At 72.2% G+C, this 13,798-nt stretch carries 11 protein-coding genes; 5 read left to right on the top strand and 6 right to left on the bottom strand.

Annotation, left to right across the window (positions count from 1 at the left end; translation table 11 throughout):
- Positions 1–40: 40 nt before the first annotated feature.
- Entirely contained in the window at positions 41–772 is a 732-nt protein-coding gene (locus BCL76_RS28990) for a TetR/AcrR family transcriptional regulator (protein ID WP_109782345.1), read from the bottom strand.
- Positions 773–918: 146 nt separating this feature from the next.
- Here BCL76_RS28990 and BCL76_RS28985 point away from each other — a divergent pair, with 146 nt between their 5' ends.
- Positions 919–3,156 (top strand): MMPL family transporter, encoded by a 2,238-nt coding sequence (locus BCL76_RS28985; protein WP_109782344.1) that lies wholly within the window; start codon positions 919–921, stop codon positions 3,154–3,156.
- 91 nt (positions 3,157–3,247) lie between these two features.
- Here the strand turns inward: BCL76_RS28985 and BCL76_RS28980 are convergent, their stop codons facing one another.
- The 3 genes from BCL76_RS28980 to BCL76_RS28970 form a co-directional block, all read right to left on the bottom strand.
- Positions 3,248–3,448, bottom strand: coding sequence for a helix-turn-helix transcriptional regulator (locus tag BCL76_RS28980; protein ID WP_030716013.1), 201 nt, complete (start codon positions 3,446–3,448; stop codon positions 3,248–3,250).
- Positions 3,449–3,681: 233 nt separating this feature from the next.
- Entirely contained in the window at positions 3,682–4,692 is a 1,011-nt protein-coding gene (locus tag BCL76_RS28975; protein WP_030757072.1) for a Gfo/Idh/MocA family protein, read from the bottom strand.
- 26 nt (positions 4,693–4,718) lie between these two features.
- Positions 4,719–5,633, bottom strand: a complete 915-nt coding sequence (locus BCL76_RS28970) for a sugar phosphate isomerase/epimerase family protein (protein ID WP_109782343.1) — start codon at positions 5,631–5,633, stop codon at positions 4,719–4,721.
- Between the two features lie 83 nt (positions 5,634–5,716).
- Here BCL76_RS28970 and iolC point away from each other — a divergent pair, with 83 nt between their 5' ends.
- Genes iolC through BCL76_RS28950 form a run of 4 tightly spaced genes read left to right on the top strand, consistent with a single transcriptional unit; the run spans position 5,717 to position 10,932 of the window.
- Complete coding sequence (gene iolC / locus BCL76_RS28965) at positions 5,717–6,640, top strand: 5-dehydro-2-deoxygluconokinase (protein WP_258309974.1); 924 nt, start codon at positions 5,717–5,719, stop codon at positions 6,638–6,640.
- Between the two features lie 7 nt (positions 6,641–6,647).
- A complete protein-coding gene (iolB, locus tag BCL76_RS28960) occupies positions 6,648–7,550 on the top strand; it encodes a 5-deoxy-glucuronate isomerase (protein ID WP_109782341.1) in 903 nt (300 codons plus the stop codon).
- Positions 7,547–9,421 carry a 3D-(3,5/4)-trihydroxycyclohexane-1,2-dione acylhydrolase (decyclizing) gene (iolD, locus tag BCL76_RS28955; RefSeq protein ID WP_109782340.1) on the top strand — a complete coding sequence of 625 codons (1,875 nt, stop codon included), beginning with the start codon at positions 7,547–7,549 and terminating at the stop codon, positions 9,419–9,421. Before iolB ends, iolD begins: the two co-directional genes overlap by 4 nt.
- 11 nt (positions 9,422–9,432) lie before the next feature.
- Complete coding sequence (locus tag BCL76_RS28950; protein WP_109782339.1) at positions 9,433–10,932, top strand: CoA-acylating methylmalonate-semialdehyde dehydrogenase; 1,500 nt, start codon at positions 9,433–9,435, stop codon at positions 10,930–10,932.
- Positions 10,933–11,052: 120 nt separating this feature from the next.
- On the opposite strand, the gene BCL76_RS28945 is transcribed toward BCL76_RS28950, so the two are convergent.
- Together BCL76_RS28945 and BCL76_RS28940 are read right to left on the bottom strand one after the other, a co-directional pair.
- Entirely contained in the window at positions 11,053–12,111 is a 1,059-nt protein-coding gene (locus BCL76_RS28945; RefSeq protein ID WP_109782338.1) for a WxL protein peptidoglycan domain-containing protein, read from the bottom strand.
- Positions 12,112–12,197: 86 nt separating this feature from the next.
- A complete protein-coding gene (locus BCL76_RS28940) occupies positions 12,198–13,493 on the bottom strand; it encodes a hypothetical protein (RefSeq protein WP_258309957.1) in 1,296 nt (431 codons plus the stop codon).
- Positions 13,494–13,798: the final 305 nt, after the last annotated feature.

Here is a 13,798-nt window from a genome sequence, read left to right as displayed (position 1 = left end):
TCAGTGGGGGGCAGTGGGGGTCAGTGGGGGTCAGTGGGGGTCAGTGGGGGTGGGTCGTGGTGATCATCGGCTCCAGATAGCGCAGCAGGACGGTCTTGAGCTCGGCGGTGTAGGCGGCGCGCTCGTCCCCCTCGTGGGCCAGGATCAGGTCGAGGGACGACTTGAAGATCCCGAGGATCATGTTCGAGGTGTGGGCGAGCTCGTGGGGCGTGATCCCGGGGCAGCGGTCGCGCAGCACGGCCTCGATCCGCGACAGCAGGCTCTCGTGCAGCTTCTCGTGCTCATGGGCGATGCCGGGGACGCCGGTGCCGTGCATGAGGGCCCAGAAGGCCGGGTTCTCGCAGTTGAAGGCGATGACCGGGTCGAGGACGGCGTCGAGCAGCTCGGGCAGCGGGCGATGGATGTTCTCGGGGCGGAAGGCCCGGCCGTGCGCCTCGTTGGCCTGCTGGAGCAGCTGACCGCCGAGCTCGATCGCGATGGCCTCCTTGTTGGGGAAGTACTGGTAGAGGGTGCCCGGCGACACGCCTGCCTCGCGGGCGATGGCGTTGGTGCTGGCCGAGGCGTAGCCGGTACGGCAGAACACCCCGGCGGCGGCGGCCAGCAGCTGGGAGATCCGGCGTTCGCCGCGGGCCTGGCGGCGGCGCGGGGTGGCGGCGGTGGTGGCCGTGGTCGGTCGGGTGGTGCCGCTGTCGGCGTCGGTCGCTTCGGCGGTGGCGGCGTTCTCGCTGTCGACGGCGGAGCCCTTGGTCCCCTTTTCTGTGTTTTTGCCCATGCGTGTCCCTGGCATGTCCAATCCCCTGCTTCCCGTGGGCGATTGACAAACACGAGTGATCGCTCGCATTCTTGGAAAACGCGAGCGACTGCTCGTGTTTGCCAGTCTAAGTGGCCTGGCAATCACGGTGAAGGGGACACCGAGTCATGTCCGAAGTCAAGAAACCGCCGTCCTCCGGGGCGGACGCGGGGTGGACCCGGTTCGTCACGGTCCGGCCGCGGCTCACGCTGCTGCTCGCCCTGCTGGTCACGGCCTTGGCCGTGGTCGCCGGCGGCGGCGTCGCCGACCGGCTGGGAAGCGGCGGCTGGGAGGACCCGGGCGCCCAGTCCACCTACGCCACACGGGCCCTGGAGCGGGAGTTCCCGCAGTCCGAGCCCAATCTGCTCCTGCTCGTCGACGCCGCGGCGGGCACCGGCGGGGTCGACGATCCTGCCGTCGCCGCCGAGGCCGAACGGCTCACCACCGCACTCGCCGCCGAACGCGGGGTCGTCGGCGTCGGCTCGTACTGGCGCGCCCAGCTGCCCACCCTGCGCTCGCAGGACGGCCGGCAGGCGCTCGTCGTCGCCCGCGTCCAGGGCGACGAGAAGGCGACCACCGCGATCTTGGACCGCATCGCCCCGCGCTACGAGGGCGAACACGGTCCGGTCCAGGTGTCCCTCGGCGGCCCCGCGGCGGTCCAGCGCGAGGTCACCCGGACCATCCAGGAAGACCTGCTGCGCGCCGAGCTGATCGCCCTGCCGGTCACCCTCGTCCTGCTCGTCCTCGTCTTCGGCAGCGCGGTCGCCGCCCTGCTCCCCCTCGGGGTGGGCATCGTGGCGATCCTCGGCACCAATGCCGTCCTGCGCGGCCTCACCGAGGTCACCGACGTCTCCGTCTTCGCCCAGAACCTGACCACCGCGCTCGGCCTCGGTCTCGCCGTCGACTACGCCCTGTTCATCGTCCGCCGGTTCCGCGAGGAACTCGCCGCCGGGCACGATCCGGTCGCCGCGGTCGGGGTGACCCTGCGCACCGCCGGGCGCACCGTGCTCTTCTCGGCGCTCACCGTCGCCGTCTCGCTCTCGGCGATGCTCTTCTTCCCCATGTACTTCCTGCGCTCCTTCGCCTACGCCGGAGTCGCGGTGGTCCTGCTCGCGGCCGCGGCCGCGCTGATCCTGCTGCCGGCCGCCCTGGTGCTCCTCGGTCACCGGGTCAACGCCCTCGACCTGCGCAGACTGTGGCGGCGGGGCCGGCCCGAGGCGACCGAGACCGGGCCCGCGGAAACGGGCAAGGGCTGGCGCTGGACGGCCGCCCTCGTGATGCGGCGCGCCCCGGTGTTCGCCGTGGCCACCACCGTGGGCCTGCTGCTCCTCGGACTGCCCTTCATCGGCGTCAAGTTCGGTACGGTCGACGACCGGCAGCTCCCCAGTGACGCCCCCTCCCACGTGGTGCAGGAGCAGATCCGCGACGGCTTCCCGAACAGCCCCGGCGGCGGTCTCACCGTGCTCGCCGAAGGAGCGCCCGGCCCCGGGAGCCTCATGGCCTATCGGGACCGGCTGGCCGCCCTGCCCGGGGTGATCCGGGTCGACGGGCCGATCAGCTCCGCGACGGAAAGCCGATACACCTCCTTCTCGGTGTCCGTCGAGGGCGAGGCCGCGGGAGAGACGGCCCGGGGCCTGGTCGACGACGTCCGCGCCGTGGAAGCCGACTTCAAGACCTCGGTGACCGGACAGGCGGCCGTCCTCGTCGACGCGCAACATGCCATCGCCGGCGCGCTGCCCGCGGCCGCGGCCCTGGTGGTACTCGCCACGCTGCTGCTGGTGTTCCTGCTCACCGGCAGCCTGCTGATACCGCTTCAGGCGGTGCTGCTCAATGCCCTCAGCCTGACCGCGATGTTCGGGGCCGTGGTGTGGGTGTTCCAGGAGGGCAACCTCTCCGGGCTCCTCTCCTTCACCGCCACCGGCGACATAGAGACCACCCTGCCGGTGCTGATGTTCTGCATCGCCTTCGGACTCTCCATGGACTACGGGGTGTTCCTCATATCCCGCATCAAGGAGGAGTACGACCGGACCGGGGACCACGAGAGCGCCGTCCGCACAGGGCTGGCCCGCACCGGCGGGCTGATCACCGCGGCAGCCGTGATCCTGGCGGTGGTGATGGTGGCCATCGGCACCTCCCGGGTGACCAACACCAAGATGCTGGGGCTCGGGATCGCGCTGGCGGTCCTGATGGACGCCATGGTCGTGCGCAGCCTCCTGGTCCCGGCGGTGATGAAGCTGACCGGCCGAGCCACCTGGTGGGCCCCGGCCCCGCTGCGCCGCCTGCACGAGAGGTTCGGCCTCAGCGAGGGCGAGTCCGCGCCCCGAACCCAGGAGCCGGACCGGATACCCGTGGGAGCCGGCACCTAGCGAGTGGATGACAAGGCGGGGCGGGTCGGGGGCGGGTGAGGGGGAGGAGGGTGAGGGGATCCGGGGGTCCCCTCACCCGGCACCGCGGAGCTCAGTCCTCGCGGCGGCCCCGGTTCCCGGGCCGGCGGGCCACCCAGGCGCGCACGGTATCGGCGTACCAGTAGGGCTTGCCCCCCTCCACATGGTCGGGTGTGGGCAGCAGCCCGTGCTTGCGATAGGAGCGCACGGTGTCCGGCTGGACCCGGATGTGAGCAGCGATCTCCTTGTACGACCACAGCTGACGGTCGCTCATGCTGGACACCTCCTTGTCCACGCCGCGGGGCCGGCCGGGAGGCCGTCGGGGGAGCCGGCGCGTGGACACTGACGATCACTCGGGTTGTGCCCGGGGAACGACGCGGAGTGACGGCAGGGGAGGGGCTGTCGACCTCCTGTGACGGAAGACCCGCGTAATGCGGACATGCGTGACAGAAGGGGGATCCCTGTGACAAGAGCGCCACAGGGGGCCGGTGAGGAGTCGGCGGGGCGTCAGCGGTACAGAGCCGGGCGTTCCGTCAGCTCCACCACCGACCGGGCTCCGCTGCGTGCCGCCGCGATGCCCGCCTCGGAGACGGCGGCCGCCGCGTAGCCGTCCCACGCGTCGGGCCCCGCCACCCGGCCACGCCCGGCTGCGGCCACCCAGCTCCGCAGTTGGCGGTCGTAGGCGTCGGCGAAGCGCACCGTGAAGTCCTGGTCGATCGCGCCGCCCCAGCGGCCCGCCGCCTGCACCACCATCGCGTGTCCGTCGCCGATCCGGGCACTGCCCGCTTCGCCGACCGCCTCGCACTGCACCTGGTAGCCGAAACCGCAGTTGACGAAGATCTCCACGTCGACGACGGCCCCGCCGGAGGTCTCCAGCAGCACCAGCCGGGGATCGCTCAACCCCTCGGGAGCGGCCGCCGTGGGCCGCGGCGAGAGCACGGTCACGGCGGTGATCTCCTGCCCCAGCAGCCAGCGGGCCGCGTCCACCTCGTGCACCACCGAGTCACTGATCAGCATGTCGCTGGTGAAGAACGACGGCGACGAGGCGTTGCGGTGCCGACAGTGCAGGAAGAGCGGGCGCCCGATCCCGCCGGCGTCCAGCAGCTCCTTCAGCCGCGCGTACTCGGTGTCGTACCGCCGCATGAACCCCACCTGCACCAGGCGCCGCCCCAGCCGTTGTTCGGCCTCCATGACCCGCAGCGCGCCCGCCGGGTCCGGGGTCAGCGGCTTCTCGCACAGCACCGGTAGCTCCCGCTCCAGCGCGTGCAGGATCGCCTCCTCATGGGCGGGCCCGGGAGAGGCGATCAGCACCGCCTGCACCCCGGGTGCGGCTATCGCCGCCGCCGGATCGGTGTGCGCCGTCGCCCCGTCCAGGGTGCCCGCGACCTCCTTGACCCGGTCCCCGTCCGGGTCGGCCACGGCCACCACACGGGCCCCGCCCACCGTCCGCCCGATCCGGCGGACGTGATCGGCGCCCATCTTCCCGGTGCCGATGACGGCGATACCGAGCGTGCTCATCTCGTACTCCTCTTCCTTCCGAAGGGTCAGCGGGCGCCGCAGGAACGGAGGTAGGCGCGGGTGCGCCGGGCGATCGGCAGCGGCCGGTCCGGCGAACACGGGTACATGTCCTGCTCCACGATGGCGAAGAGGTCCACGCCCAGCCGCTGGGCCGCCGCGAGCACCGGTTCCAGCGCGGGCACCCCCGAGGGCGGTTCGCACATCACCCCACGGCCCACGGCCGGCCCGAAGGGCAGCTCCTCGGCGACGACTTCGGCGAGGATCCGCGGATCCACCTGCTTGAGGTGGAGGTAGCCGATCCGCTCGCCGAAGGTCTCCACGGCCTGCACGCTGTCCCCGCCGCAGTACGCGTAGTGCCCCGTGTCCAGACAGAGGGAGACGAGCGAGGGATCGGTCGCGTCCAGGAAGCGGGCCACGTTCTCGGGGGTGTCGATATGGGTGTCGGCGTGCGGGTGGACCACGATCCCCAGCCCGTAACGGTCCTGGACCTCCCGGCCGAGGCGCTCGGTCTGCGAGGTCAGTTCACGCCACTGGGCGGGGGTCAGGGTGCGGTCCTCCAGCACCTCCCCGGTCTTGTCGTCCCGCCAGAAGGAGGGGATGACGACGAGATGGGCCGCGCCCATGGCCTGGGTGAGCGCCGCGATCCGCGACACGTGCTCCCAGGTGTCCTCCCACACGGCGGGCCCGTGATGGAGTCCGGTGAAGACGGTGCCGGCCGAGACGCGCAGCCCGCGCTTGACCGTTTCGTCGGCGAGGCGGGCGGGATCGGTGGGCAGATAGCCGTAGGGGCCGAGTTCGATCCACTCGTACCCGGCGTCGGCGACCTCGTCGAGGAAGCGTTCCCACGGGGTCTGCCGGGGATCGTCCGGGAACCAGACACCCCAGGAGTCCGGAGCCGAACCGATGCGGATACGGGTCAACGCGGGCGGGGAGGACGTCATGACGGCCACCTTAGGGTGGAGGACCGATGGGAGGACCGACTGTGACCGATACCGGCGATCCGTTCTCGTTCGACCTGATCACGATGGGCCGGATCGGGGTGGATCTCTACCCGTTGACGACGGGCATACCACTGGCCGAGGCCGAGACGTTCGGCAAGTTCCTGGGCGGCTCCCCGACCAACGTGGCCGTCGCGGCAGCCCGGCTGGGGCGCCGGGTCGCGGTCATCACCCGTACCGGCGCGGACCCCTTCGGCGGCTATCTGCGCTCCGAACTGCGGGGGTTCGGGGTGGACGACCGGTGGGTGGCCGAGGTCGCCGGTCTGCCGACCCCGATCACCTTCTGCGAGATCTTCCCGCCCGACCACTTCCCGTTGTACTTCTACCGGCTGCCGAAGGCCCCGGATCTGGAGATCACCACGGACGAGGTGGACCTGGCGGCCGTACGGGCGGCCCGCGTGTTCTGGATGACGGGTACGGGCCTGAGCGAGGAGCCCTCGCGGGCGGCGACGCTGGCGGCCCTGGAGGCCCGCGCCCGGACCGGTACGACGGTCTTCGACCTGGACTGGCGGCCGATGCTGTGGCGGGAGAAGCCCGAGCCGTACTACGAGCGGGCGCTGCGGTCGGCGACGGTGGCCGTGGGGAACGCGCAGGAGTGCGAGATCGCCACCGGCGAGGCGGATCCGCACGCGGCGGCACGGGAGCTGCTCGCGGCGGGCGTGGAACTGGCGGTCGTCAAACGCGGACCGGAGGGCGTACTGGCGGTCCACCGCGACGGCACGGTGGTGGAGGTCGCGCCGGTGCCGGTGGAGGTGGTCAACGGGCTGGGCGCGGGAGACGCGTTCGGCGGTGCGCTGTGCCACGGGCTGCTGGCGGGGTGGGAACTGGGGAAGGTACTGAGGTACGCGAACGCGGCCGGGGCGATCGTCGCCTCACGGCTGGCGTGCGCCACGGCGATGCCGTTCCCTCACGAGGTGGAGGAGGTGCTGGGACGTGCCGGTGGTGTCTGAGTGGGGGATGGAGTGGACGAGGCTGATGGTCCTCGACCTGGCCCCGGGCGAGGTGTACGCACACGAGTCCGGGGAGTGCGAGTGGATCGTGCTCCCACTGTCGGGCGGATGCCAGGTCCGCGAAACAGCCTCGCCGGCGTTTGAGGCGCGGGGTCCGGGGCAGAGCCCCGGGGACGGGCCGGAGGTCTTCCAACTGCGCGGACGGGCTGGGGTGTTCGACGGGACCACCGACTTCGCGTACCTGCCCCGGGACGGCCACGCCGAGATCGAAGCGGCCGCCGGCGGGCGCTTCGCCCTCGCCGGAGCCCGCTGCGAGCGCCGCCTCCCCGCCCGGTACGGGCCCGCCGACGCCGTCCCCGTGGAGCTCCGCGGCGCAGCGCACTGCTCCCGCCAGGTCAACAACTTCGCCGCCGCCGACACCTTCCCCGCCGACCGCCTCATCGCCGTCGAGGTGCTCACCCCCGGCGGGAACTGGTCCTCGTACCCGCCCCACAAGCACGACGAGCACCACCCCGGCGAGGAGTCCCGCCTGGAGGAGATCTACTACTTCGAGATCGCCCCGCACGGGGACACCCCCGGGCTCGGCTACCAGCGCGTCTCCCCCTCCCCGGCCGGGAAGACCGACGTCCTCACCGAGGTGCGGACCGGGGACGCGGTGCTGATCCCCGACGGCTGGCACGGGCCGTCCATCGCCGCCCCCGGGCACGACATGTACTACCTGAACGTCATGGCCGGGCCGGGCGAGAGCCGGGAGTGGCTGATCCGGGACCACCCCGACCACGGGTGGATCCGCGGCAGCTGGGACGGCCAGGACGTCGACCCCCGGCTGCCCTTCCCCGGCCCGGCCCCTTCGCCGTCCCCGGATCCGGCCCCGGCCCAGGCCCCCGCCCGAACGGAGGACCACCGATGAGGCTCACCGTCGCGCAGGCGCTCGTCCGCTTCCTGTCCCGCCAGTACACCGAGCGCGACGGGCACCGGCACCGGCTGATCGCCGCCACCTGGGGGATCTTCGGGCACGGGAACGTCGCGGGCATCGGCCAGGCCCTCCTGGAGACCGGGCCCGAGGTCATGCCCTTCCTCCAGGGCCGCAACGAGCAGGCCATGGTGCACGCCGCCGTCGGGTACGCCCGCCAGAGCGGCCGGCTCTCCGCCCACGCCGTCACCACCTCCATCGGGCCCGGCGCCACCAACCTCGTCACCGGCGCCGCCCTCGCCACGATCAACCGGATCCCGGTCCTCCTGCTGCCCGGCGACACCTTCGCCACCCGTCCCGCCGATCCCGTGCTCCAGCAGCTGGAGGTGCCCTACGCCGGGGACGTCTCCGTCAACGACACCCTGCGGCCCGTCTCCCGCCACTTCGACCGGATCACCCGCCCCGAGGCCCTGATCCCGGCCGCGCTGCAGGCCGTACGGGTGCTCACCGACCCCGTGCAGACCGGCGCCGTCACCCTCGCGCTGCCGCAGGACGTGCAGGCGCAGGCGTACGACTGGCCCGAGGAGTTCTTCGCCGAGCGCGTGTGGGGCGTGCGCCGGCCCCGGCCCGACCGGCACGAGCTGGCCCGCGCCGCCGAGGCCGTACGGGGCTCCGCGCGCCCCCTGATCGTCGCCGGCGGCGGGATCCGGCACAGCGAGGCGGGTGCGGCCCTGGCCGCCTTCGCCGAGGCCACCGGGATCCCGGTGGCCGTCACCCAGGCGGGCAAGGGCGCCTTGGCCTACGGGCACCCCGCCGACGTGGGCGGGATCGGCCACACCGGGACCTCCACCGCCGCCGCGCTCGCCCGGGAGGCCGACCTCGTCATCGCCGCCGGGACCCGGCTGACCGACTTCACCACCGCCTCCGCGACCCTGTTCCAGAACCCGGCCGTCCGGTTCGTCGGCCTCAACCTGGACCCGTACGACGCCCACAAACTCGCCGCCCTCCCCCTGGTCGCCGACGCCCGCGAGGGGCTCGACGAGCTCCGGGTCGCGGTCGCGGGCCACCGCACGGACCCGGCGTACGGAGCGCTGTACGCGGCGGAGCGAGGGCGCTGGGAGAGCCGGGTGGAGCGGGCCTACGCCGTCCCGGACGCGGCGGAGGACACGGCGCCCACGCAGGCCCAGGTGCTCGGACTGCTCGACGCCCTGGTCGACGGGACCGACATCCTGATCAACGCGGCCGGATCGCTCCCCGGCGACCTGCACAAACTGTGGCGGGCCCGGTCGCAGGACCAGTACCACGTGGAGTACGGGTACTCCTGCATGGGCTACGAGATCCCCGCGGCCATCGGGGTGGCACTGGCCGCGCCCGGCCGCCCGGTGTGGGCGCTGGTCGGCGACGGTACGTACCTGATGAATCCGACCGAGATCGTCACGGCCGTCCAGGAGGGGATCCCGATCAAGGTGGTGATCCTCGACAACCACGGCTACGCCTCCATCGGCGGCCTGTCGGGGGCGGTGGGCGGTGAGGGCTTCGGCACCGCCTACCGCTTCCGGGCAGCTGACTCCGGGTATACGGGGGACCCCCTTCCGGTGGACCTCGCGGCCAACGCGGGCTCCCTCGGGATGGCCGTGATCCGCGCCCGCACCACACGTGACCTGCGCGAAGCCCTCGCCGAGGCCCGCATCGCGACCCGGCCCACATGTGTCTACGTACAGACCCGAACGCCCGACACTGTGTCGGGCCCACCCCCGGCACAGGCGTGGTGGGATGTTCCTGTGGCCGAGACCGCGACCCGCAAGGCCGCTGCCACGGCCCGTGAAGAGTACGACCGGCAAGCCGCGCAGCGACGTCGCCATCTGTGAAGGAGCAAGGCATGAAGACCGTCAACCACTGGATCGGTGGCAAGACCGTCGAGGGCGCGTCGGGCAACTACGGCCCGGTCACCGACCCGGCCACCGGCGAGGTCACCACCCAGGTCGCGCTCGCCTCGGCCGACGAGGTCGACGCGGCCGTACAGGTCGCCCAGGAGGCCTACCTCACCTGGGGCCAGTCCTCGCTGGCCGCCCGTACCAAGGTGCTGTTCGCCTACCGCGCCCTGCTGGACGCCCACCGCGACGAGATCGCCGCCCTGATCACCGCCGAGCACGGCAAGGTCCACTCGGACGCGCTGGGCGAGGTCGCCCGCGGCCTGGAGATCGTGGAGCTGGCCTGCGGCATCACCACGCAGCTCAAGGGCGAGCTGTCCACCTCCGTCTCCAACCGGGTGGACGTCTCCTCGATCCGCCAGCCGCTGGGCGTCGTCGCGGGCATCACCCCCTTCAACTTCCCGGCGATGGTCCCGATGTGGATGTTCCCGCTGGCCGTGGCCTGCGGAAACACCTTCATCCTCAAGCCGAGCGAGAAGGACCCGTCGGCCGCCAACAAGCTCGCCGAGCTGGCCACCGAGGCCGGACTGCCGGCGGGCGTGCTGAACGTGCTCCACGGCGACAAGGTGGCCGTGGACGCGCTGCTCGCCCACCCCGGCATCGCGGCCGTCTCCTTCGTCGGCTCGACCCCGATCGCCCGCCACATCCACACCACCGCCTCGGCCAACGGCAAGCGCGTCCAGGCCCTGGGCGGCGCCAAGAACCACATGCTGGTGCTGCCGGACGCGGACCTGGACGCCGCCGCAGACGCGGCCGTGTCCGCGGCCTACGGTTCGGCCGGCGAGCGCTGCATGGCGATCTCCGCCGTGGTGGCCGTCGGCGCGATCGGCGACGAGCTCGTCGAGAAGATCCGCGAGCGCGCCGAGAAGATCAAGATCGGCCCCGGCAACGACCCGACCTCCGAGATGGGCCCGCTGATCACCGCCGCCCACCGCGACAAGGTCGCCTCGTACGTCAAGGGCGCGGCCGACCAGGGCGCGGACGTCGTCCTCGACGGCACCGGCTTCACGGTCGAGGGCAACGAGAACGGCCACTGGATCGGCCTGTCCCTGCTGGACCGTGTGAAGACCGACTCCGACGCCTACCGCGACGAGATCTTCGGCCCGGTCCTGTGCGTGCTGCGCGCCGAGACCTACGAGGAGGGCGTGGCCCTCATCAACGCCTCGCCGTTCGGCAACGGCACCGCGATCTTCACCCGCGACGGCGGCGCCGCCCGCCGCTTCCAGCTGGAGATCGAGGCCGGCATGGTCGGCGTCAACGTGCCGATCCCGGTGCCGGTGGGCTACCACTCCTTCGGTGGTTGGAAGGACTCGCTCTTCGGCGACCACCACATCTACGGCAACGACGGCATCCACTTCTACACCCGCGGCAAGGTCGTCACGACCCGCTGGCCGGACCCCTCCGAGGGCCACCTCGGCGTGGACCTGGGCTTCCCCCGCAACCACTGACCCACCCCGCCCCCAGCAGCACCCGTAGCCCAGCAGCCCCCGGCCACCCTCACCCGGCCGGGGGCCGCTGCGGTGGTGGCCGTGACGGCCGGGCGCCGTCGCCCCGGGCGTCCGCGTCGGTCAGTGGGTTCGGGCCAGGGGCGGTACGGGTTCGGGCTGTTCGGCCGCCGCGCGGCGCCGGCGGCGCAGGATCCATGCCGCGGCGCCCGCGCCCGCGAGGAGCAGGAGCAGTCCCACGGCCGGCCAGGGCACGGCGACGAAGTCGGTCTCGGACTCCGACACCAGGTCGGGGTGGGCGGCCGCGCCCGCGGTGACCTTCACGGTCACCCAGTCCGACTGGGGGGCGTCCGGCCACGGTTCGGTCAGCTCGATCCGTTGGCCCGGCAGCAGGGTCAGCTTCAGCTCGCGGGCGGGTCGGTTCAGCACGTCCCGCCCGAACAGTCCCTCGGCCGACACCGCCACCTTGGGCTCGATCACCATGTTGCCCCGGTTGACCAGCGCGTACGTGATCGTCGCGCGGGCGTTCTTGACCCACGGCAGCAGCGGCGCCGCGCGGCTGACCCGTACGTCCTCCACGCTCAGCCCCGGCGTGACCGGCCCCGGCACCCGGAAGTAGAGCCGGGCGCCCACCGAGCGCTTCACCCCGACCTGGACCTTGCCCTCCTGCTGCACGCCCTCCACGGCGGTGCCCAGGGCGACGATCCCGCCGACGTGGTCACCGGGCGTCGCGTCCGCCGGGACCTTCACGGTGAAGGGGATGTCCTTGCGGCCCTCGGCGGGCACGGTGACGGTGTTCGCGGCCTGTGGCCCGAGCGTGATCCACGCCCCGACGTCCTTCGGTCGCGTCTCCACCGGCAGCAGCGCGAAGGCGCCGCCCGCGGGGGTGTTCACGGCGTCGGTGGCGAAGACCTGGAACGTCAGCTCCTTGTCGGAGGAGTTCACGATCGTCACGCTGTCGCTCAGCGTGCTCCCGGCCGTGCCCTGGTGGAAGAAGTACGCGCGGTCGGTCATCGCCGCGCCGGCCGCCGGCGTCGGGAACACCCCCCACGTGCCGTTGTCCGCGGCGCGCGCCGCGGTGGCCGGCAGCAGGCCCGCGCCGCCGAGCAGCAGGCCGAGGAGCAGGCCGTACAGGAGGGTGCGGGTGCGGCGACGGGTCCGGCTACGGCTACGGGTGCGCATGGGCGGTCTCCAGTGGGCGCGGAACGGAGGAAGGGGTGGTGCGGCGCCGGAGCGCCGCACCACCCTGGGTCGAGCGGCCGTACGGGTCAGGCGATCGAGAAGGTCACGACCGTCTGGTAGGTGTCCGCGAACATGAAGGGCGGGAGCTGGATCATTCCGGCGCCGCCGACGGCGAACTCACCACCGGTCAGCTCGTCCCCGCCGGCGGCCTGGGAGGCCACCTTCATCGGGACGTCGGAGATCGCACCGGGCGTGCCCGCGGTGCAGGTGCTCGGGCTGTCCGGGTTGGTCACGGTGCAGGACGGCTGGATGCCGATCTGCGCCTTCGCCATCGAGTGGCCGGTGGTCTGGTTCAGGAACGGCGTGCGCGTCGCCGTCACGTCCCAGCCGAGCGAACCGCCGCGGAAGTCCTGGACGGTCGCGGCGTTGAAGACGCCGACCACCGACTGGGCCTTGCCGTTGATGGTGACCGCTCCGAAGCTGACGGCCGGCTGGCCGTCCTTCGGGCCGAGCCCCAGCGGTCCGGGCAGGACCTCGACGTCGACCGGGTTCTTCACCCCGGCCTGCTCCTCCAGGAACACGAAGGACTTGTACGGGGTGATCGAACCGTCGATCCGGATCGCGTCGGCCTTCTTGGTGACCGTGACGTTGCAGGTGGCGGCGCCGGACGCGTCCGCCGTGCCCGTACCGGTGTCACCGGTCGCGGTGCCCGCGAGCAGGGCGGAGCAGGCGACGGGGCCGGCCGGGAAGTTGGCGCCGGTCACGGTGACGGCGGTGCCCGCCGGGCCGCTGTTGGGCGTCAGCTTCGTGGTGACCGGGTCCTTGGGCAGCGCCTCGACGGCGACCGAGCCGAGCGAGGCGCTCGGGCGCGGCGCCGGCGTACAGGTGGTGGTGAACACCGAACCGGACAGGTCCGCGTCGGTCACCGCCAGGTCGAGGGCGACCTGGACCGTGGTGCCCTCGGTGCCGTCCGGGATCTTGATGGTTCCGGAGAACGCCTTGGGGTCGAGCGGCTGCCCGGCCACGACGGAGACCGTCTCCGGCGGGCTGGTGACCACCTGGGTGGTGGTACCGACCTTGAGGGTGATCTTGGAGGTGTTCACCGTGGTGACGGAGAACGAGGGGATCAGGGGGCTCGCACCCGGGTCGATCGTGATCGGGACGACGTCTCCGGCCTTGGCACCGTCGGGCAGGGTGACCGTGAAGTTCTGGTTGCCGGAGCCGTCCGGCTGCGGCGCCGGGGCGTCGCAGTTCTCGAAGACTGCCGTGGTCTTGGTCGCGGCCTGCGCGGAACCCGTCAGGGCCACCACGCCGCCCGTCAGGGCCAGGGACAGGGCTCCCGCCCCGGCCAGTACTCTTCGTCGGTACGTTCTCGTACTCACTGGGTCGCGACTCCTTCGTCATGACGAACCCCTCCCCCCACCCGCTGTGTGGGGGAGGTCGAGCCGGTGCGGTGGCCGATATTGACGCGTCGCCGTGATGAGAAGTCAATGACTTGCTTTCGCCCGAAGCACACAGAAATTGATGGGCCATCAGGGAGAGTCTGATGGCCCATCGGAGACCGACCGGTCGGGGTGTGGAAGCAGAGGTGGCCCTAAAGGGTGTTGCAGAAGGTCGGGCCTGGGCGGGTCGAAGTGGCGTCTGGCCTGCTGTTTCACCGTGTCATGGCGAGGTTGTGCATGGTGGC

The sequence above is a fragment of the Streptomyces sp. CG 926 genome (assembly GCF_003148825.1).
In the GTDB taxonomy this organism is placed as follows: domain Bacteria; phylum Actinomycetota; class Actinomycetes; order Streptomycetales; family Streptomycetaceae; genus Streptomyces.
This window is presented reverse-complemented; position numbering and strand designations above follow the sequence as displayed.